Annotated in this window: 14 protein-coding genes and 4 tRNA genes; 8 read left to right on the top strand and 10 right to left on the bottom strand. The window is 64.4% G+C overall.

Annotated features, from left to right (window positions below):
- Nucleotides 1–67: 67 nt before the first annotated feature.
- From hpnD to G332_RS0110775, 3 genes are read left to right on the top strand one after another with little or no spacing between them, the layout of a single operon-like run.
- Nucleotides 68–928, top strand: a complete 861-nt coding sequence (hpnD, locus tag G332_RS0110785) for a presqualene diphosphate synthase HpnD (RefSeq protein WP_019627004.1) — start codon at nt 68–70, stop codon at nt 926–928.
- 1 nt (nt 929) lies between these two features.
- Complete coding sequence (gene hpnE, locus G332_RS0110780; protein ID WP_026340796.1) at nt 930–2,276, top strand: hydroxysqualene dehydroxylase HpnE; 1,347 nt, start codon at nt 930–932, stop codon at nt 2,274–2,276.
- Complete coding sequence (locus G332_RS0110775) at nt 2,273–3,055, top strand: SDR family NAD(P)-dependent oxidoreductase (RefSeq protein ID WP_019627002.1); 783 nt, start codon at nt 2,273–2,275, stop codon at nt 3,053–3,055. The genes hpnE and G332_RS0110775 overlap by 4 nt, the downstream gene beginning before the upstream one ends.
- Nucleotides 3,056–3,067: 12 nt before the next feature.
- Here G332_RS0110775 and G332_RS0110770 read toward each other — a convergent pair whose 3' ends face one another.
- Together G332_RS0110770 and G332_RS0110765 are read right to left on the bottom strand one after the other, a co-directional pair.
- Nucleotides 3,068–5,365, bottom strand: coding sequence for a YgiQ family radical SAM protein (locus G332_RS0110770; RefSeq protein ID WP_019627001.1), 2,298 nt, complete (start codon nt 5,363–5,365; stop codon nt 3,068–3,070).
- Between the two features lie 159 nt (nt 5,366–5,524).
- Nucleotides 5,525–7,087 (bottom strand): glutamate synthase-related protein, encoded by a 1,563-nt coding sequence (locus G332_RS0110765; protein ID WP_019627000.1) that lies wholly within the window; start codon nt 7,085–7,087, stop codon nt 5,525–5,527.
- Between the two features lie 122 nt (nt 7,088–7,209).
- Here G332_RS0110765 and pdxH point away from each other — a divergent pair, with 122 nt between their 5' ends.
- Entirely contained in the window at nt 7,210–7,854 is a 645-nt protein-coding gene (gene pdxH / locus G332_RS0110760) for a pyridoxamine 5'-phosphate oxidase (RefSeq protein WP_019626999.1), read from the top strand.
- A 90-nt stretch (nt 7,855–7,944) separates the two neighbouring features.
- A tRNA-Ser gene (locus G332_RS0110755) sits at nt 7,945–8,034 on the top strand.
- Between the two features lie 317 nt (nt 8,035–8,351).
- On the opposite strand, the gene G332_RS0110750 is transcribed toward G332_RS0110755, so the two are convergent.
- A tRNA-Val gene (locus tag G332_RS0110750) sits at nt 8,352–8,426 on the bottom strand.
- Nucleotides 8,427–8,504: 78 nt separating this feature from the next.
- Here G332_RS0110750 and G332_RS13550 point away from each other — a divergent pair.
- From G332_RS13550 to G332_RS0110740, 3 genes are all read left to right on the top strand, one after another.
- Nucleotides 8,505–8,630, top strand: a tRNA-Ser gene (locus G332_RS13550).
- A 68-nt stretch (nt 8,631–8,698) separates the two neighbouring features.
- Nucleotides 8,699–8,788, top strand: a tRNA-Ser gene (locus tag G332_RS0110745).
- Nucleotides 8,789–9,000: 212 nt separating this feature from the next.
- Nucleotides 9,001–9,915, top strand: coding sequence for a hypothetical protein (locus G332_RS0110740; RefSeq protein WP_026340795.1), 915 nt, complete (start codon nt 9,001–9,003; stop codon nt 9,913–9,915).
- Here the strand turns inward: G332_RS0110740 and G332_RS13390 are convergent.
- From G332_RS13390 to G332_RS0110705, 7 genes are all read right to left on the bottom strand, one after another.
- Nucleotides 9,881–10,954 (bottom strand): DNA methyltransferase, encoded by a 1,074-nt coding sequence (locus tag G332_RS13390; RefSeq protein ID WP_081619804.1) that lies wholly within the window; start codon nt 10,952–10,954, stop codon nt 9,881–9,883. The genes G332_RS0110740 and G332_RS13390 overlap by 35 nt on opposite strands.
- A gap of 241 nt (nt 10,955–11,195) precedes the next feature.
- On the bottom strand, nt 11,196–11,969 hold the full coding sequence (locus G332_RS0110730) for a hypothetical protein (RefSeq protein WP_019626996.1): 774 nt from the start codon (nt 11,967–11,969) through the stop codon (nt 11,196–11,198).
- A gap of 457 nt (nt 11,970–12,426) precedes the next feature.
- Nucleotides 12,427–13,836, bottom strand: coding sequence for a PBSX family phage terminase large subunit (locus tag G332_RS0110725; protein WP_019626994.1), 1,410 nt, complete (start codon nt 13,834–13,836; stop codon nt 12,427–12,429).
- Complete coding sequence (locus G332_RS0110720; RefSeq protein ID WP_019626993.1) at nt 13,817–14,257, bottom strand: hypothetical protein; 441 nt, start codon at nt 14,255–14,257, stop codon at nt 13,817–13,819. Before G332_RS0110720 ends, G332_RS0110725 begins: the two co-directional genes overlap by 20 nt.
- Nucleotides 14,227–14,844, bottom strand: a complete 618-nt coding sequence (locus tag G332_RS0110715) for a recombinase family protein (RefSeq protein ID WP_196800063.1) — start codon at nt 14,842–14,844, stop codon at nt 14,227–14,229. The genes G332_RS0110720 and G332_RS0110715 overlap by 31 nt, the downstream gene beginning before the upstream one ends.
- A gap of 619 nt (nt 14,845–15,463) precedes the next feature.
- On the bottom strand, nt 15,464–17,758 hold the full coding sequence (locus tag G332_RS13090; RefSeq protein ID WP_019626991.1) for a VapE domain-containing protein: 2,295 nt from the start codon (nt 17,756–17,758) through the stop codon (nt 15,464–15,466).
- Nucleotides 17,755–18,123 (bottom strand): hypothetical protein, encoded by a 369-nt coding sequence (locus G332_RS0110705; RefSeq protein ID WP_019626990.1) that lies wholly within the window; start codon nt 18,121–18,123, stop codon nt 17,755–17,757. Before G332_RS0110705 ends, G332_RS13090 begins: the two co-directional genes overlap by 4 nt.

The following is an 18,123-nucleotide window of genomic DNA, read 5'->3' as shown; positions in this document are numbered from 1 at the left end:
TTGCCCGCAAACCACGGCGGCTGTGCTAGCCTTGCCCTCCCTGGCCGGAACGCGATCCCGAGAGCGCATGTCCCCTGACGAATACTGCGAGGAGAGGGCCGCACAAAGCGGTTCCAGCTTCTACTACGCCTTTCGCTTCCTGGAGCCCGACCGGCGCCGAGCGATTACCGCGCTGTATGCCTTCTGCCGCGAGGTGGATGACATCGTCGACGAGGTATCGGAAGAGAGCGTGGCCCGCACCAAACTGCAATGGTGGCGCGAAGAGATTGAACGCCTGTTCGCGGGCGAGCCGCGCCATCCGATCAGCAAGGCCCTGCAGCCGCATATCGCCACCTTCGATCTCGGCCGCGAATACTTCGACGAGATCATCGACGGCATGCAGATGGATCTCGACTATGACAGCTACCCGGACTTCACCACGCTGTCGCTGTACTGCTATCGCGCAGCGAGTGTGGTGGGCGTACTCTCCGCGCAGATCTTCGGGTACTCCGACCGCCGCACGCTGAAATACGCACATGACCTGGGCATGGCCCTGCAGCTGACCAACATCCTGCGCGATGTCCACGAGGATGCGATGCGCGGCCGCGTCTATATCCCGCTGGACGAACTGAACAAGCATGGCGTGAAACCCGAGGAATTCCAGATCAACGTTACTGACGATCGCCATCAGGCCCTGTTCGCGGAACAGGCCGAACGCGCCCTGCGCTATTATCAGCGCGCCGAGGAACACCTGCCGGACGCCGACCGCTACCCGCAACGTCCGGGCCTGATCATGGCGGCTATCTACCGCACCCTGCTGGACGAGATCGCGCGCGACGGCTATCGCGTGCTGGAACACCGGGTGCGGCTGACGCCGATCCGCAAGCTCTGGATCGCATGGCGCACCGCGCGCCGCCTGAAGCGCGAACATCGCCGTCGCACGGCCTGACATCGTGTCCTCCGGTCACTCGCCGCCGGTGGTGGTGCTGGGGGCCGGCTGGGCCGGCCTAACCGCCGCACTCACCCTCGCCCGCGCCGGTCGCCCCGTACACCTGATCGAGGCTGCCCGGACCGCCGGCGGCCGCGCCCGCAGCCTGAACCTGGACGCCACCGAACTGGACAACGGCCAGCATGTACTGGTCGGTGCATGCCGGGCCACCCTTGCGCAGATGAACGCCCTCGGCGTGAACACCGAAACCGGCTTTCACACCCTGCCCTTCGGCCTGCGCATGTTCACGCCGGGCCAGGCGGAATCCCCGCCTGCGTTCCGCCTGGAACCGCGCTCGCCACGCCTGCCGGCGCTGGCGGCCGCCCTGTACCGCGCCCTGCCACAAAGCCGTTTCCGAGAACGCTTGCGGGCGCTGAGGGGAGCCGCCGCGATGCTGCACCGGCCGCTGCGCGACGACCTCCCGGTACGCGACTGGCTCCACGCGAACCACCAGCCGCCCGCTCTGATCCATGCACTGTGGGATCCGCTCTGTCTTGCGGTGATGAATACGCCGCCCCGCCACGCCTCGGCCCGCATTTTCCAGCACGTCTTGCGCCTGGCCCTCAATCACGGCCCGCAGGCGGCACGCCTGCTGCTTCCGGCACGCCCACTGGGGACGCTGTTTCCGGAGCCGGCGTTGCAGGAGCTGCGCGCGCGGGGGGCCCGCATCGACCTCGGCCACCGGGTCACCGCGCTGGAATCGCGGGCCGATGACCCGACGGCGTCGTTTCGACTCCATGGCCGTGCCGGCGATCCGCTCCCGGCCCGCGGCCTGATCCTGGCCACCACGCCCGCAGCCGCCGCCCGGCTTCTGCCCGCATCAAGGCCCTGGCGGCCGACGCAGCGGGGGCTGCAGGCGATGGGCGCGCGCAGCATCTGCACGGTCTACCTGCGCTATCCGCACCCGCTGCACGAGGTCGCACCACTGCAGGGACTGCTGGACCAGCACGGCCAATGGCTGATCCCACGTCACCTGACGGGTGCACCCCACTGGCTCGCCGTCGTGATCTCGGCCGCCGACGATCTGCAGGCATTGACGGCGCCGGTCCGGTGGCGCACCGTCGCCCACTCCCTCGCCGAGACATTTCCACAACTGGGCACGCCGGAGGCGGGGCACACGGTGTGCGAACGCCGGGCCACCGTGGATGCGCGAACGGGTCTGGACGGCCAGCGACCATCCCCGCGCACACCCTGGCGGGGCTGCATTCTGGCAGGCGATTACCTGACCCATGCCCTGCCGTCGACGCTCGAAGCGGCCGTACAATCTGGACTAGAATCGGCCCACCTGTTCCTGGAGGACCATCCTTGACCGACCTTGATATCCCACGCCTGCTCGCCTACCGCCCGGAACCGGGTGCCTTCGACCAGCGCGTCATCCTCGTGACCGGGGCCGCCGACGGGATTGGCCGCGCGGTCGCACGCGCCTGTGCCGCTGCCGGTGCGACCGTCGTCCTGCTGGACAAGGACCTGAAGGGCCTGGAGCATGTCTACGACCTGATCGAACAGGCCGGGCATCCGCAACCCGCCATCTACCCCTTGAACCTCGAAGGCGCCACCGTCAAGGACTACGGCGACCTCGCGGAAAACATCCGCGATTCGCTGGGTCGTCTGGACGGGGTAGTGCTGAACGCCGGCTGGGCGGGCGCGCTGATGCCGATGAAGAACTACGATCCCGAACTCTGGTTCAAGGTCATCAACAGCAACCTGCACGGGCCCTTCTTCCTCGTGCAGGCCATACTGCCTTTGCTGGAACAAAGCCCGACCGGCAGCCTGGTGGTGTCCACTCAGAACGCACGCAAGGCCTTCTGGGGCGCCTTCGGCATGGCCAAGGCCGCGCAGGATGCGCTGATCGACATCCTCGCCCACGAACACCAGAACGAACCGCGCTTCATCCACGTAAACGGCGTCGACACCGGCCCGGTGCGTACCCGCTTCCGTGCCGGCCACTACCCCGGAGAGAACGCCGACCTGCTGCCGGAGCCGGACGCGGTCGTGGGTCCCTATCTCTACTTCCTTGACCCCGGTGACCGCAGCACAACCGGGCAAAATCTCAGTCTCGAGGGCCAGATCCCGCCTGAGCCATCCTGATCCCGCTCGGCGTCAGCCGCGCGGACCCCGGCCCGCCGGGCGCCCCCGGCGCGCGCCGTTGCCCTTGCGCGGTTTCTTCGGCCCCGGGGGCTTTCCGGTAGCGGCCACCGGCTTGCCCCCCGGGCGTGCGGCGGCCTCGACACCGTTGTGCTGCGTCTGGAAGGTTTGCCCACGACGTCGGAGCGCCTTGCCGCCACGAGTGATACGGCCACCCGTGGCAGGCCGCGCACCGCCCTGCCCGGTCCCTGCCGGCTGCCAGGTAGGCACCAGGTGGTGCTTGCCGTTTCCGATCAGATCCGCCCGTCCCATGCGCTGTAGCGCATCACGCAGCAACGGCCAGTTGTTGGGATCGTGATAACGCAGAAAGGCCTTGTGCAACCGCCGCGCGCGCACCCCGCGCGCAACCGGAACGCGTTCGTTCGCCTTGCGCCGAATGCCGCGCAGCGGGTCACGCCCGGAATGCCACATGGCCGTGGCCAGCGCCATCGGGCTGGGCAGAAAGGCCTGCACCTGATCGGCACGAAAGCCATGGCGCTTGAGCCACAGGGCCAGCTGCAGCATGTCCTGGTCGGTGGTGCCGGGGTGGGCCGCGATGAAGTACGGGATCAGGTACTGCTCCTTGCCGGCCGCCCGCGAGTACTTTTCGAACAGCGCCCGGAACCGGTCATAGGCCCCCATGCCCGGCTTCATCATCCGCGATAGTGGCCCACTTTCCGTATGTTCCGGCGCAATCTTCAGGTAACCCCCGACGTGGTGAGTGACCAGCTCCTTTACGTACTCGGGCGACTCTACCGCCAGGTCGTAACGCAGACCGGAGGCAATCAGGATCTTCTTGATGCCGGGCAGGGCCCGCGCCTTGCGGTAAAGCCGTATCAGGGGGCTGTGATCGGTATCCAGATTGCTGCAGATCCCGGGGTAGACACAGGACAGGCGGCGGCAGGAGCGCTCGATCTTCGGGTCCTTGCAGGCCAGGCGGTACATGTTCGCCGTCGGGCCGCCCAGGTCCGAGATTACGCCCGTAAAGCCGTCGACCTTGTCGCGGATCTCCTCGATCTCACGCAGCACACTCTCCTCGGAACGGCTCTGGATAATGCGCCCCTCATGCTCGGTGATGGAGCAGAAGGTGCAGCCCCCGAAACAGCCGCGCATGATGTTCACCGAGAAGCGGATCATCTCCCAGGCCGGGATGCGCGCATCGCCGTACGACGGGTGCGGGGCGCGCGCATAGGGCAGGTCGAACACCGCATCCATCTCTGCGGTCGACAGCGGGATCGGTGGCGGATTCAGCCACACCTCCTTGTCGCCGTGACGTTGCACGATGGCGCGCGCGTTGCCCGGGTTGGTCTCCAGATGGAGGACCCGCGAGGCATGCGCGTACAGCACCGAGTCGCCGCGAACCTGTTCAAAGGCGGGGATGCGGATGACCGTGCGCTCGCGCGGGGTGCCGCGCGGGATGTCGCGATGAAAGCGGACCACCCGGGCCCCTGGCGTCGCCTCTGCGCCCGCCCCGTCTGCGGTGGCCGCGTCGGCGTCGGCGCAGGTCTCGGCCGTGACCATCGCGTAGGGGTCCGGATTCGCGTCCACCGGTCCGGGGGTGTCGACCTCGCTCGAATCCAGCTCGACGTAGTCCGCGGGCACCCGGTCACGCATAAACGCCGTACCGCGCAGATCCGTGATCTCGCGCGGATGCTCGCCGGCCGCGACTCGGTGGGCCAGTTCCACCAGCGCCCGCTCGGCATTGCCGAACAACAGGATATCGGCCCGCGCATCCAGCAGGACCGAACGCCGGACCTTGTCCTGCCAGTAGTCGTAGTGCGCGATACGCCGCAGGCTGGCCTCGATACCCCCGGCAACCACCGGTACATCCTTGTAGGCCTCCCGAGCACGCTGGGCATAGACAATCACCGCGCGATCCGGACGCCGGCCATGCACGTCACCCGGGGTGTAGGCATCGTTAGAGCGCAGTTTCCGCTCGGCGGTGTAGTGGTTGACCATGGAATCCATGTTCCCGGCGGTCACACCGAAGAACAGGTTGGGCCGACCGAGCGCACGGAACGGCTCGGCCGAGGTCCAGTCGGGCTGCGCCAGGATACCGACCCGGAACCCCTGCGCCTCGAGCAGACGCCCGATAATTGCCATCCCGAAACTGGGATGATCCACGTAGGCGTCACCGGTCACCAGGACGATATCGCAGCTGTCCCAGCCAAGGGTGTCCATTTCCTCGCGTGTGGTCGGCAGGAACGGGGCCGTGCCGAAGCGCCTGGCCCAGTAGGGCCGGCGGGAGAACAGGGTATCGGGTGCTGCGGACATGACCAGGCTTCTTCCGGCGAGCGCCGGCAACAGTAAATGCGCATTACACGCGTGCGCAGCCCGGAGATCAACCGCGCCCGCCCGCAGACGGGAAATAGCCCCTCACTGCGGTGGTCGCACACCCGGCGTTGTCAGCGCCCGCGCGGTGAAGGAATGCGCTCAGGAACCTTCCAGTACGCCCGCATACTGAATGCCGGCCAGACGCGCGAGGTCACGGTCAAAGGTCGTCAGGTCATTCGGCCCGAAGTCCTCGAGACTGGCATGCCCGCAGGCGCGTGCCAGCACCTGCATCAGGGCCGTCGATCCCGCGAGGAACCGCGACAGCCGTTCGGCACCCTCCTGCGGGTCCAGCCGGCTGCGCAGTTTCGGGTCCTGGGTCGCAACGCCGCTGGGGCACTGGTTGGTATGACACATCCTGGCCCCCACGCAACCGACCGCCTGAATCGCGGAGTTGGCCAGTGCAACCCCGTCCGCACCCAGCGCCATGGCCTTGATGAAATCTGCAGGGGTGCGCAGACCCCCTGTCACCAGCAGGGTGACCCGGCCGGAGGCACCATTCGCATCCAGAAAGCGGCGGGCACGCGCCAGCGCGGGAATCGTCGGGACACTGATGTGATCACGCAGCAGGGCCGGCGCGGCACCTGTGCCGCCACCGCGCCCGTCGAGGATCAAGTAGTCCGCCCCGGCCTCCAGGGCAAACGCCAGGTCGGCTTCGATATGGTTGGCCGAGAGTTTGAAGCCAATCGGCACCCCACCCGTCTTCTCGCGCACCACATCGGAAAATCGCCGAAAATCCGCGGCGGTTTCCAGTTGGGGATTGGCCGCGGGCGAGAGCGCATCCTGCCCCGCTTCGATCCCCCTTACCTGCGCGATCTCGGTACTGACCTTGCTACCCGGGAGCACCCCACCCACGCCGGTCTTGGCCGCCTGACCCGCCTTGAAATGGAAGGCCTGAATCCGGTCCATGATGGCCTCGGAATACCCGAAACCGGCCGGCCCCAGCTCGAACAAATAGCGCGAATTCTCGGCCTGCTCCGCATCCAGCATGCCGCCTTCCCCGGAACAAATACCGGTCCCGGCACCCTGCGCACCGCGTGCCAGCGCAATCTTCGCCTCGCGCGACAACGCCCCGAAACTCATGTCCGACACCAGCAGCGGGATCTCCAGTTCCAATGGACGCCGCGCCTCCGGGCCGATTACCAATCGAGTGCCGACCTCCGCATCGTCATCCAGCGGACGCGATGCCAGTTGCGCGGCGAGAAGCTGGATCTCGTCCCAGCTCGGCAGGCGACTCCGCGGCACCCCCATCGCGACCGTCGAACCGTGATGACCGATCCCGTCCAGCCCCTCCCGCGCCAGGGCATGGATCCATTCCACATGAGGCTCGGTATCGCTGTTCCTCGGCTGCGGCATGCCAGTGCCCGGGTCCGCTTCCTTCTCCGGAACACCGGAACCCGCGGCCGGTCCCCCGACCGCATCCGCATCGAACTGTGCATGGGTACCGTCACAATACGGAAGGTTGCCGGACTGCTTGCACTGGCACAGGTACACCTCGCCATCTTCCTCGGCCGCAAACACCAACGGCACGATGCCGGTCCCCTGGTGCGACCCGTCGCAGAAGGGCTGATCCTGCGACAGGCCACAACGACAAAAGGCGTACTCCTCACCCCTTTTCAACTCCACGCCCCTGGGTTCCACGGCGGCGATGATCGGATCGGCCATCAGATGCTCCTTGCATTACGTTTGAATAAACAGTCCCGAACTCTGACCGCAAGCATCGAATAAATTTCCGATTCTTTCACGCCACCGTATGATGAACCACAGACCCCAGCCCCGGGAGCCCCATGAGCACCGCCGATCACCGCCATACCCGTCGTGACTACACCCACGCAGAGCTGCGCCGCCGCGATCTGAACACCAGCCCCCTCGCCCTTCTCAACGAATGGCTGCAGGCCGCGCGCGAGGCCGGCAATCCGGACCCGACCGCCATGATCCTCGCCACCGCAGATGCCGATGGCCAGCCCTCCGCACGCACCGTCCTGCTCAAACATGTCGATGCCGAGGGCCTCGCGTGGTACACCGATTCACGCAGCCGCAAGGGTCAGGATCTCAACGAGAACCCGCGGGCCGCCCTCCTGTTCTACTGGCCCGAGACCGAACGCCAGATCCGCGTGGAAGGGCCGGTCAGCGCCCTGCCCGCTGACCTGGCAGACGACTACTTCCAGCAACGCCCGCGCGGCAGCCAGCTGGCCGCCGCCGCATCAACCCAGAGCCACCCGATCGAAAACCGCCAGACCCTGGAGGAACGCGTACGCACCCTCGAACAACAACACCCGGCAGGCGAAATCCCGCGTGATCCAGCCTGGATCGGCTACCGCCTCCAACCGGAGCTGTTCGAATTCTGGCAGGGCCGCCCGAACCGACTCCACGACCGGTTCCAGTTCCGCCGCACCGGAGATGAATGGGAGATCACGCGACTGATGCCCTGAAACAGCGACGCTACCGCTACCGCCTCCAGATCTGCTAGGATTCGCTCCGCCGTGGGCATGAGGCGTCGTCTTCGTGTCCCAGCGACCCAAGGAGAGGTGCCGGAGTGGTCGAACGGGGCGGTCTCGAAAACCGTTGTACGCGCGAGCGTACCGAGGGTTCGAATCCCTCCCTCTCCGCCAGATTGAAGCAAAGGGGCCCATGTGGCCCCTTTTTCGTGTCTGGCCCCCAAGGTACGAGGATTCGAACCCGAGAAATCAAAACGATGGTTCGACGGGTGACGCGCAGCGACACTCGAACGTCGCCGCAGGCGACGGCCAGAGTAATTGTCGTTAGATAGAAGGGCGAGGCACAACGTGCCCGTCGAATCGCTCTCCCCTGCTTGCCCTCACAGCCCCGAAAACCGTGGCCCGGGCGCTCGCATGCCGCATCCACCGGGGCACTGCAGACACAAAAAAAGCGGCCTGGTTTCTCCAAGGCCGCTTTTCCCGTTCAGATCTGGTGGGCGGTACTAGGTTCGAACTAGTGACCCCTGCCGTGTGAAGGCAGTGCTCTACCGCTGAGCTAACCGCCCAGAGCGTCGCAAAGGTTAGGGCCACCGGCCTCGCCCGTCAAGCCTCTTGCGCCCGATTACCAGACACTGCCCGGCCTCGGAGAGGTGGCAGAGCGGTTGATTGCACCGGTCTTGAAAACCGGCAGGGGTGAAAAGCTCCCGAGGGTTCGACAAGGCAACGCCCGAAGAGTGAGGCCTCCGGCCGAATCCACCCCTCCCTCTCGTGGCCGCCAGGCCACGCCGCACACATGCGGTTGCCTCCGCAGCCCCCTTGCCAGACAATGCCCGGCCTCGGAGAGGTGGCAGAGCGGTTGATTGCACCGGTCTTGAAAACCGGCAGGGGTGAAAGCCCCTCGAGGGTTCGAATCCCTCCCTCTCCGCCATATTCCCAGTATTTAGTGGGCTTCCGGCATGGTTTCATGCCTTACCCGCCTAAATACCCGCCTAGCGGAAAACGCTGGAAACTCCAGCCCGCAGGCATCGAAAGTCGAAAAGCCGCCCCTAACCCGGGCGGCTTTTTCGTTTGCGCCCCCTTCTGCTCGACACGCTCCGGCCCACCTTGTACATTGGTGATTTATCATCACGCAGGGTGGATATGGAAACAAAACAAGTGCTTGAGATCGGCGCCAAGCATCTCAAGAGTACCTCCGGGCATGTGTTCGACGTTCTTGACGTCACCAAGCCGATAACCCCCGAAGCGGCGGTCAATCTTTCCAAGGTTATCTCGAAGCTGTCCCCCCTGGTAGGGAACATGATTGAGTTCAACAGTGTTGAGTTCCTCAACGACCAAGAGGAGTTCCACGGGCACGGTGAGTGGCTGCGTCAAGACCCGGGGTTTCCTGATACGATTTTTCAGGGCGTAACGCCGACGCCGGGCTTTGAGATCAAAGCGTGGTTCCCGCTTGCGACAGAGATCACCGCGCGTTTCAAGGACTCTCAGAATCATTTCCCGAACGACGAAACCTATGTGGCAATGCTGGCATGGTTGCCCGAGCATTTGATCTACGGGAAACCCCGAATTATTGACGTGTGTATTGTGTCCGGGCTTTCCGTCGCAAAGGCGCGCGATAACCACTACCACAACCCGCCTGATTATTTGGTGTTGGAGCCGGAGGATACGACAAGCCGAACCGGCAACCTTCAACAAACAAACACAAACGGCTATAAATTCCAAGGCACGCCAGAAGAGTTTCGGGAAGCTCAGAGGTTCGTTCAGTCTTGGGGGCCGGGTGGCTCAGATTATAAACCGACCCCGGAGTATCAGGACAAGCTCCGTGAATTGATTCGGTCCTTCCGCTATCGACTAGACACTAATTTCGCCAAGATGGACAGAATCGTCCACGATGAAATTGAAGAATTCAAGGCGAGGGTCTATCGAACGCAGATGCACGGCATGACGGTTCAGGAGTGGAATAAGCTGTTGAGCAAGGGTAGTGACGCGGCGATCCGCCGCGCCCTTGAGGAACGGCTCGATATTACAGAAGAGGATGCTGATGAACTTCTTCAGTGAATCTCTGTAGCCCATAGTAGAAATAGGTCGGGTCGATCTCAGCGGAGAAGGCCCGACGCTTCAGCCTTCGGGCCGCGACCGACGCGGAAAACAGACCGCCGAACGGCTCCCAAACAACGTCCCCTGGGTCCGTAGTCGCTTCAATGATCTGAGTCAGAAGGTCTAAGGGCTTCTGGTTCAGGTGAACAGCCTTCCCGCCCGGAACTGAAAAGCGTTCCTTGCCACGGAGCGCGGGGCGCTCCCATACATTGGTAACTCCGTAGGGGCATCGGAACTTTGCCCGCATTTTCGCCCATTCTTCGCCTTTTGCCGGAGTTTTTCCGTCAAATGAGAAGTAAGGGCGGCCCTCCGGCTTGCCGTGTTCGTTCGCGTAGGTTTGTAGCTTCTCGAACATTTCGGGCGGGGGGAAGTACCAAAGGTGGCCCTTGTCGAGATATTTCCGGGTGGCTGCGTCTTTCACTCCACAAGCGGTATTTGCAGCGCGCCGGGGAAGTCCGGTCCGCTCCCATTCTCCTATGAGCCATTCACGGAGCGGTGTCCCGTTTACCCTTCCCTCGAAAACGTATTGAACGCAAATTTCCGTGGTGACGGGAAAGCGACGGATTTTTGCTGTATTTACGTTGCCTGCGATATGTCCCTTGCCCTTATTCCAGATATTAGCGTTGACGTATCGCCAGCCGTGCTTTTCGAGGATAGGATGAACCGCCGCCCAACCAATCTCGCTGTTCCAGAACCATAGTGTGGTTTGAGCGGTAGCCTTCTTGGACCATTCGATGATGTGAGGCTCATACCACTCAGGAAGCCCAAGATGGTCAGAAGTATCTCCTTCGAAGCCCAAGACTCCGTAACCTCCGTCACTGACAATGCAGGTCGGGGTTTCCCATTTTGCGTAATGGTTGAGGCTGTCGCCGTGGGCGAGGTTAACCAATTCATCTTGCCAGGAGTCTTGCTCAAGGGCTTCTGATCTTGTGATGGCCTTACTGCGCCCGACTGTACTGGTGCGGGCTTTCTTCGTTGGTGATTTAACAATATCGTCCACAGTTTTCGCCCATGTATATGAATTTTCGCCATTTCTTGTATGGATGTTTGACCGCTATTATCCTTGGGATCAAGCCTCGGTTCTACCTTCGTCTGCCTTATGAGCAAAAAGAAGCCCCCGGAAGCCTCCGGCCCGGGTGAGGATAGCGGCGTGACGACGCTCCCGGGCTTTCGACTTCGCGAGGGCTAAGGCGCGCCATCACGGCGCGCGACCTCTGGGCACACCCACCACAAGTGTTCGGTTACTCCTCGCCCTCCGCTTCGGCGGCGGCCTGACGGCTCAGGGCAAGGGAAAGGTTCATCAGCGGATCGGCCTTGCCGCGCACGAACTCCCGATCAGCGGCAACGGCGGTCTTGTAGGCCAGCCGGACGCCTTCGATTTTCGCATTCACGCGGTCGTGTACCTCGCCCATCACGCGTTCGGCCAGGTCCGCTACCGGGAACGGGCGGCGGTCCCGGGTACGGCGGTCGATCACCGTCGCAACGGCGGCGGCCAACACCACATCCCCGGACATGACGGCCTGACGGGCGGCGGTTTCGAGTTCGACCGGCCCGGCTCCTTCGAGCTGCTGCTGGTATTGGGTCCGCTTCGGCTCGCCCAAGGCAACGCGCCCCAGCATCATCGCGGGCGTCACGCAGACGGCGGCAACGGCTTCGGCTTCATCGGAATAGGTTTTCAGGGCGCGTAGGAGTTCGGCGCGCTCGCCTTCGGAATTGGAGATCAGGGAGCGGCGAAGTTCAGCAATTTTGTTGGCGGCGTTCTTCTTGGCGAAGGCGCGGGCGGCGCTCCGGTCCTCGGGGCTGGCGTCGGCAATCATCGCTTCGGCGTCGCGGGAATAGCGGTCCCGGGCCTCGGCAAAGGTCGCTTGGAGCTTGTCCAACTTCCGGTGGAAAGCGGTCGCGGTTTCGGTCGCGCGGTCACTCAGACGTTGTACGTTGTCCTCGCTCAGGCTCACCCCGGTCGGGACGTTGTCGAAGTCGATGCGCTTCTTGGCGGTGTTCGGCGTATTGGGCATGGGGCTGTTCCTCAAACCAGTTTCATCACGATTCCGGGAGGTCTTGCCCTTGATACTCAGTAGCGGGGGCTGTTCCCGGCCTTCAGTGGCGCGCGGTATCGCGTCACGTTACCGGGGAGAATAGCTGGCGGGGTGTGGCGCAGTCTACTGGAAAAACTTGTTGAATCAATAGGTTACTTTACTTTTTAGGGTCACAGACCAGCGCTCCTGGCTCCGCCGGATTGGGACGACACACCACGCCCCAACGCGGCTCGAAGGCCCGGCGGCGATCCGCCCGCACCGGCTCCCGGGCGGGCTTTTCGGCGGCCTGCCGTAGGGCTGGCGAGAACGTCCCTATTTCAGCGCGCTTGATCGTATCCAACGCGGAGTACCGGGGCGGCTGTTCCGCCGCTGCTACGGTGGCGAGAAGTGGCAGAACCACCAAGGCGAGTATCCGGCGCATGGTCTATCCCTCCTGTTAGATGAAAATCACCCGGTTCCCGGTGTCGGGAAGGCGCGGCGGCGGCCCCGCAAAATCACTGATGTGTACCGCCCCCTGCGACGCCCCGGCGATCAGGTACGAAGTCGCGTCAAGCATGTGATCGTTCGCGGAGCTGTCCACGTCCTCCGGGTTCCTCGCGTCCCGGGGCAACGCCGGGACGGTCGCCAGCCAGTACCGGCAGCGCGAGGCCACGAAGAACTCCCCATTGGCCATCAGCGACTTGAGATGCTCAAAGCGGGGCACCCGCGCCCCCTTCCGGGCGGGCGATACCCGGACCCCAGCGGCCCGGAACAGGTCGGCAATCGAGGCTTCGGCGCGGCCAGCCGTGCGGGCCTCGGCAGCGGAGTCGATCAAGCCCCGGGCGCGGCACCGGCTACGGGCGGCCATTGCGTGGAGCGCGGGGGCGATCTGCCCGGGAGTCCGGCCCGTCCCCCGGCTGATGTTCTTCGGGTCGCACTCGAAGTGCTCGTCATAGATCACCCAAGCCCCGCGCGGCATCACCCGGTCATCGCTCAAGCGCACGTCATAGGCGAGGCGTCCGCCCAAGATAGACGCGCAAGGCGCGGCGCTCCCCCAGTCAACCGACAGCTTCAAGGTCGCGAACATATCCGGCGGGACCTCGTGATGGTCGAACACGGCGCGATCCGGGAACCACACGCCCCCGAAGTAATCGCCCACGATGGCCGCCCAATCGCCGTGGCGGTGCGCCTTGTACAAAGCCGGGTCGGTATGGCGCAGCACCTCAAAGTTCTTCCGGTACGGGTCCGGCAGGTGCGGGTTATCGTCCACCGTCGAAGGAGCATAGACCCATTTCTGGTCCGCGAACTCGAAAGGCGCGAACGGCTCCCGGCCCGTGACGTACCGCTCAGCCAGCGCGGAGTGGTTCGCCCCGCCCGGGTTCCCCGCCAGTACCATCCGCAGAGGTACGCCCGGGGAACGGAGCGTCAGCGCCAGCGAGTCGATCACCGGCAACTCCGGCCCTTCGCCTGCCTCATCGACCACGATCAGCGAGAAGGACATGCCCTGAACCGTGTCTTGTAGGGCGGCGCTCGACTCGCAGTGCGTGAGCTGGACGGTTGCGCCGTTCGGGACCCGGAAGATGTTGTCATTCAGGTTGTAGCTCACCCCGGAGCCGTAGGCCGACCGGAGTAACCCGCGCAACTCCTCCGCGAACTGGAGCAGCGACTTCAACCGGCGGCGCGTCACCAATACCCGGGCGCGGTGGCGATACTGGTTGCAGTGCCGGAGGATGAGGAGCTGGAGCGCGAAGGACTTGCCGCCGCCCCGGCCTCCGCCCAGGAACAGAAAGTGGTCCTCTGGCACCGACAGGACGGCGGCCTGAAAAGGCGTCGGGCGGATAACCGCCTCATTGGTCGTGCTGGACATTGATCACCCTCCCGTAATCCTCCGGCGATAGCGCGGCGTTGATCTGGATGAGGACGCGGGGGGCGTCGTCGCCGTTGCCGTCGCCTTTGTTGATCTTGAAGACGCGATCCGCCAGCCATTCAGCGGCGCGTTCGGAGCCTTCGGCCAGCATCTTGTTCTTCATGAAAGCCACGATTTCACCGGCCCCCTCTGCGCGGCCTTCTTCGAGCGCCAGCGCCAGCGGTGATAGCTCGCCTTCCTCACCATCCTCCTTGAGCTTGTTCCACTGGGCGGGGGATAGCCCAAGGGTCCGGCGGATCGTGTGTTCTCGCACGCCCTCGGTGGCGAGTTCGCGGGCGATGTCGAGGGCTTCGGACGGGAGTGCCGGAAGCGCGGCCTGCTCCTTCTTGGTCAGTGCTGTTCTACGTCGCTTGGTTTGCATTCCAAGTCCCTCTTAATCCGGTAAATGGCGGCCTTCCCGACGTTGGTCAGGGTCCGTACCCGATGGGGGCAGACTCCGGCCTGTAGCAGGGCGGCAACGCGGTTCTCTTTGCTGGGCGATAGCCGGGGCGCGCCGATCCGCTTGCCCTTGGCCCGGGCCTTGCGGTATCCGCGCCGGGCGCGCTCGCTCATGATTGCTTTGTCGAAGTCGTTGAGCGCCCCGAGCAGGGAAACCGCCTGCTGGCCTGCCGGGTTCGAGGTATCGAGGGCGAGGTTGTCGATGTAGACGGTGACGCCCAGCGTCTCGAACTCCCGGAGGAGGCCGAAAAGGTGCTTCAGCGAACGCCCAAGGCGGTCGAGGGATACGGCGGCCACCATGTCCGTCTTGCCGTCGAAGGCGAGTTGGCAGAGGCGGTCCAGCGCCGGGCGCGCGGCGTCCGCCTGTAGGCTCCGGGGGTTGTCGTCGGTGAACTCGCCCACGACGGTGTGGCCTTCGGAGGCGGCCCAAGCCCGTAGGCGGTCGAGCTGGTCGCTCAGGGGCGGGTCGGTATCGGTACTGACCCGGGCGTAAAGGGATAGATTGGCCATGTCGGCGCTCCGCATATCGGTTGATATGCCAATCTATTCTAGCGGCCGGAACTCAACCCTAGAAGCCTTTTAGGCGGGTATTTAGGCGGGTAATATTGCGTAACCAGCTATAAAACCAAAGGAGTGTGGCGGAGGGACGGACGGGTACTCCGCCGAACTGGTGCGGCTTGTACAACCGGTCCGGTCTTGGTGGTTTGCCCAGCCGGGCGGCGGCACGGGCGGCCTTCAGCCCAAAGGGAGCGGCAGCCGTCGGGCGTTACTCCGTTACGCAGGGTTACGCCGTTTTGGCCGTCCGCGTAACTGACCGGAACCCGCGTCCCTATTGGCTTCCCTATTACTCCGTTACTCCGTTACGGGAAAAGTAAGTAAAAGACTAGGGAAGCGGGAGGAGCCGTAACAGTACCCGCTCCCGCGTCCTGGGCGATATTCCCGGGGTCCTATAAGCGCGCGGGGTAACTCCGTAACCCGCGTAACGGGTAACGCTCCCCCTGAGAATCCAGCCGAAACCCACGGCCCGCTTGGACTTCTGCCGTTACGCTGGCGGCGTAACGGGGGGCCAGAAAAAGCAACGGCGAGGTTGCCCCCGCCGTCGATTCCAGCCCAACGCCCCCGATCCGGCTCAAAACGGGCATCCGCTCCCGCCGTCCGCACCAGTCAGACTTCCGGGGTTCCCTTCGCCTTCCCAGACGTAGAAGCGGCACAACTCGCCGTCGATCCGGGCAGGGCCGCCCGGCTTCCAGCCAAGCGCGGTCATCGCCTCCTTGACCTTGCGAGGCATCGCCCCGTTGCGGTCCTTCGTCGGCATCCCCAGCCGGTCATAGATAGCCGACGTTTTGATGATCCACTGTCCCTTCCATGTCTGGATACCTTCGCGGAGTCCTTCGAGGCTTTCGATGAATCCTTCATCAACTACCCGCCGCCGGTCTTGCGCGTCCTTCGCCAAGGCCGACGCCTCCGGCCCGAGCAGCAGGCTATGCTTCCCGGCCCGATACCGCGCCAGCGCTTCGGCAAACAGTTGGTTCCTCGCAGCGGCCAGCCCTTCGAGGTCTACCCGGGTCACTTCCACCGGCCAGAAGCGGCGGTTGCCCGCCGGGTCGAGCAGGAAGCGGTCCTCATTGGTCGTGCCGCCCAGAACGAACCTCCGGGGCATCGTCACGGGGCTGCGCGCATAGGCGGGGCGTCCGGCATCGACTTGGCGCGTGATCGTGGCGCGGAGCGTGTTCACGTCCCGCTTCCCGATCCCGTCCAGCTCCGCGCATTCCAGAATCCAGACCCCCGCCGTCACCTCCAGCACTTCGCGGGCGTCTCGGGCGTGCAGGAACGGAGCATCAGAGAAGAACTCATCACCGGCCAGTATCCTCAGCGCGGTCGATTTTCCGACGCCTTGCGCCCCCATGAGCACCAGCATCTGGTCGAACTTCGCCCCCGGCTCGAAGGCGCGCACGATGGCGGCCATGAGCCAAGCCGCCCCGGCTTCCCGGGTGTAGGCGTTTTCCTCCGTACCCAGATACCGGGTCAGCCAAGTATCGAGGCGCGGCGTTCCATCCCACGGCGGCAGGGCTTGGATATGGTCGATCAGCGAGTCAAAGCGGTTTTCCGTACACAGCGAAAGAACCGCCTTGTTCACGTTCACATCGCCCGGGTCGAAGCCGAACCGGCGGATGATCTCATCACGCAGGATGCGTTCGGCGTGGTCGGAGAACTCCCCGTTGAATTCCTGTAGTTCGTGGGAGCCGATCAGGTGCCGGTCGCGGAACTTGTCATAGCGGCATTCGACACCCATGAGCTGTAGCGCGGTCCGCGTATTCCAGTAGCTGGGCTGCGGCTCGCCTTCCTTGTTCACCCGGTCCCATGTCGGCTGCGATTCGATCAGCGCCCGGGCCTTTGCGATCTGGTCGAGCGCGTACCGCTTCGGGTCGGACTTGTCGCGGACGCTGGCGGCGATCTCGTTTGGGCCGGTGATGACCCGGAAGATGACGCCATCATCCACATCGGCCCGGACCAGATCACAGACCACCGCCCACAGGGCTTCGGACCGGGACGGGTATTTGGTCGGGTCGAGCGGGTCGGTGCCGGTGGCGATCCGCGCCAAGGTTGCGTCCTTCAGCGTTTTGCCATTCGTCTCCGCCCACTCCCGTAGCTCCTCCGTGCCCATCGGCATACCGTCGCCCAGGTCTAGTACGGCGGCGGCCTTACCGCTGGCCGTAGGTGTGGCAGAGGGGGCAGACGGGGCAGGCTTCGCCGTGACCTTCAGCCGGTCGAAGTGGTCCAGTGGATAGCGCGTCCCTTCCCAGCTCAGGAGGCGGGCGAGCGTCGGGACGCGGCCCTTGCTCGCCTTCTTCTTGTTGGGCAGGTTCACGGTCCCCGGTAGCCGCATCAGCCGGTCGCAGTTGTGGCAAGAGTCAGCGCGGAAAGCCAGCTCAAGGCTCCGGTTGTAGGCTTCGCCATCGGCCCACGGTTCGGGCGCGGCCTCGCTGGGCTTGTCGATGGGCAACGGGTGGGCCAGCAGCCAGAACGCTTGGAAGCCGCCGCCGCTGTCGATCACCACCGACGGGGCCGGGATACCCTCGGGCAGGTTGTCGCTCAGCATCGCGGCGATCCGCTGGCGCTCCTCCTCGAAGTCCTCGCCAGCCGCCGGGTCGATGTCCACATGGAACGCGCGAAAGGCGGCCATGTCCGGCTTCTTGGGTTTCGAGGAGCGGCGGCCCCGAGTCGCGTTGACGTGAAAGTACAGGTTCTTGTGTCCTTGCCGGTCGTCGATCCACGCGCGGGCCTTCTCCTCCTCGGTGGGCTTGAAGGTGGCCGTTTCGGTCTTGCCGTCGGGGATAATCGCCGTCAGGCACCAGTCAGCATCAGGCGACCAGCGGCGCAGGAAGTCGAGCGCGGCGGCGGTGTCGTGTTGAATCGCGGTCATACGTCACCCCCTTCCAGTAGGAACAGGGGGCAGCGGTAGCCGTCGGTGTTCTCATACTCGCCGTGTTCGTTCGGGGCGGGAGGTTCGGCGGTCCCGTCCATCACGTCGCAGCAGTGGTGAAGTGTCCGCATGTGCTGATAGAAGCGGGGCGGCTTGGTGCCGGGCCTCGCCTTGATCTGAGCGGCGTTATCGACCAGACGCCCAAGGTAGTCGAGGACGAAATCAACAAGATGCTGATTGCCTTCCTCGGTCGCGTCGGGACCTATCGGGTAGACCTTGGAGGGGTCGAGTTGAAGAATCAGAGCGACATAGCGCGCCCGCTCGAACTCTGGCACGGCTTTCCGTGCTTGCTTGTTCCTTTTCAT

The organism is Thioalkalivibrio sp. ALJT, assembly GCF_000381825.1.
Classification (GTDB): Bacteria; Pseudomonadota; Gammaproteobacteria; order Ectothiorhodospirales; family Ectothiorhodospiraceae; genus Thioalkalivibrio.
The sequence above is the reverse complement of the archived record's forward strand: the minus strand, read 5'-3'. Positions and strand labels throughout refer to the sequence as shown.

What these genes read in the sequence shown, in the direction of transcription:
- hpnD (WP_019627004.1), top strand. Translation starts at nt 68, where the DNA reads ATGTCCCCTGACGAATACTGCGAGGAGAGGGCCGCACAAAGCGGTTCC.
- G332_RS0110740 (WP_026340795.1), top strand. Translation starts at nt 9,001, where the DNA reads ATGGAAACAAAACAAGTGCTTGAGATCGGCGCCAAGCATCTCAAGAGT.
- G332_RS13090 (WP_019626991.1), bottom strand. Translation starts at nt 17,758, where the DNA reads ATGACCGCGATTCAACACGACACCGCCGCCGCGCTCGACTTCCTGCGC.
- G332_RS0110705 (WP_019626990.1), bottom strand. Translation starts at nt 18,123, where the DNA reads ATGAAAAGGAACAAGCAAGCACGGAAAGCCGTGCCAGAGTTCGAGCGG.
- G332_RS0110725 (WP_019626994.1), bottom strand. Translation starts at nt 13,836, where the DNA reads ATGTCCAGCACGACCAATGAGGCGGTTATCCGCCCGACGCCTTTTCAG.
- G332_RS0110715 (WP_196800063.1), bottom strand. Translation starts at nt 14,844, where the DNA reads ATGGCCAATCTATCCCTTTACGCCCGGGTCAGTACCGATACCGACCCG.
- pdxH (WP_019626999.1), top strand. Translation starts at nt 7,210, where the DNA reads ATGAGCACCGCCGATCACCGCCATACCCGTCGTGACTACACCCACGCA.
- G332_RS0110770 (WP_019627001.1), bottom strand. Translation starts at nt 5,365, where the DNA reads ATGTCCGCAGCACCCGATACCCTGTTCTCCCGCCGGCCCTACTGGGCC.
- G332_RS0110765 (WP_019627000.1), bottom strand. Translation starts at nt 7,087, where the DNA reads ATGGCCGATCCGATCATCGCCGCCGTGGAACCCAGGGGCGTGGAGTTG.
- G332_RS0110720 (WP_019626993.1), bottom strand. Translation starts at nt 14,257, where the DNA reads ATGCAAACCAAGCGACGTAGAACAGCACTGACCAAGAAGGAGCAGGCC.
- G332_RS0110730 (WP_019626996.1), bottom strand. Translation starts at nt 11,969, where the DNA reads ATGCCCAATACGCCGAACACCGCCAAGAAGCGCATCGACTTCGACAAC.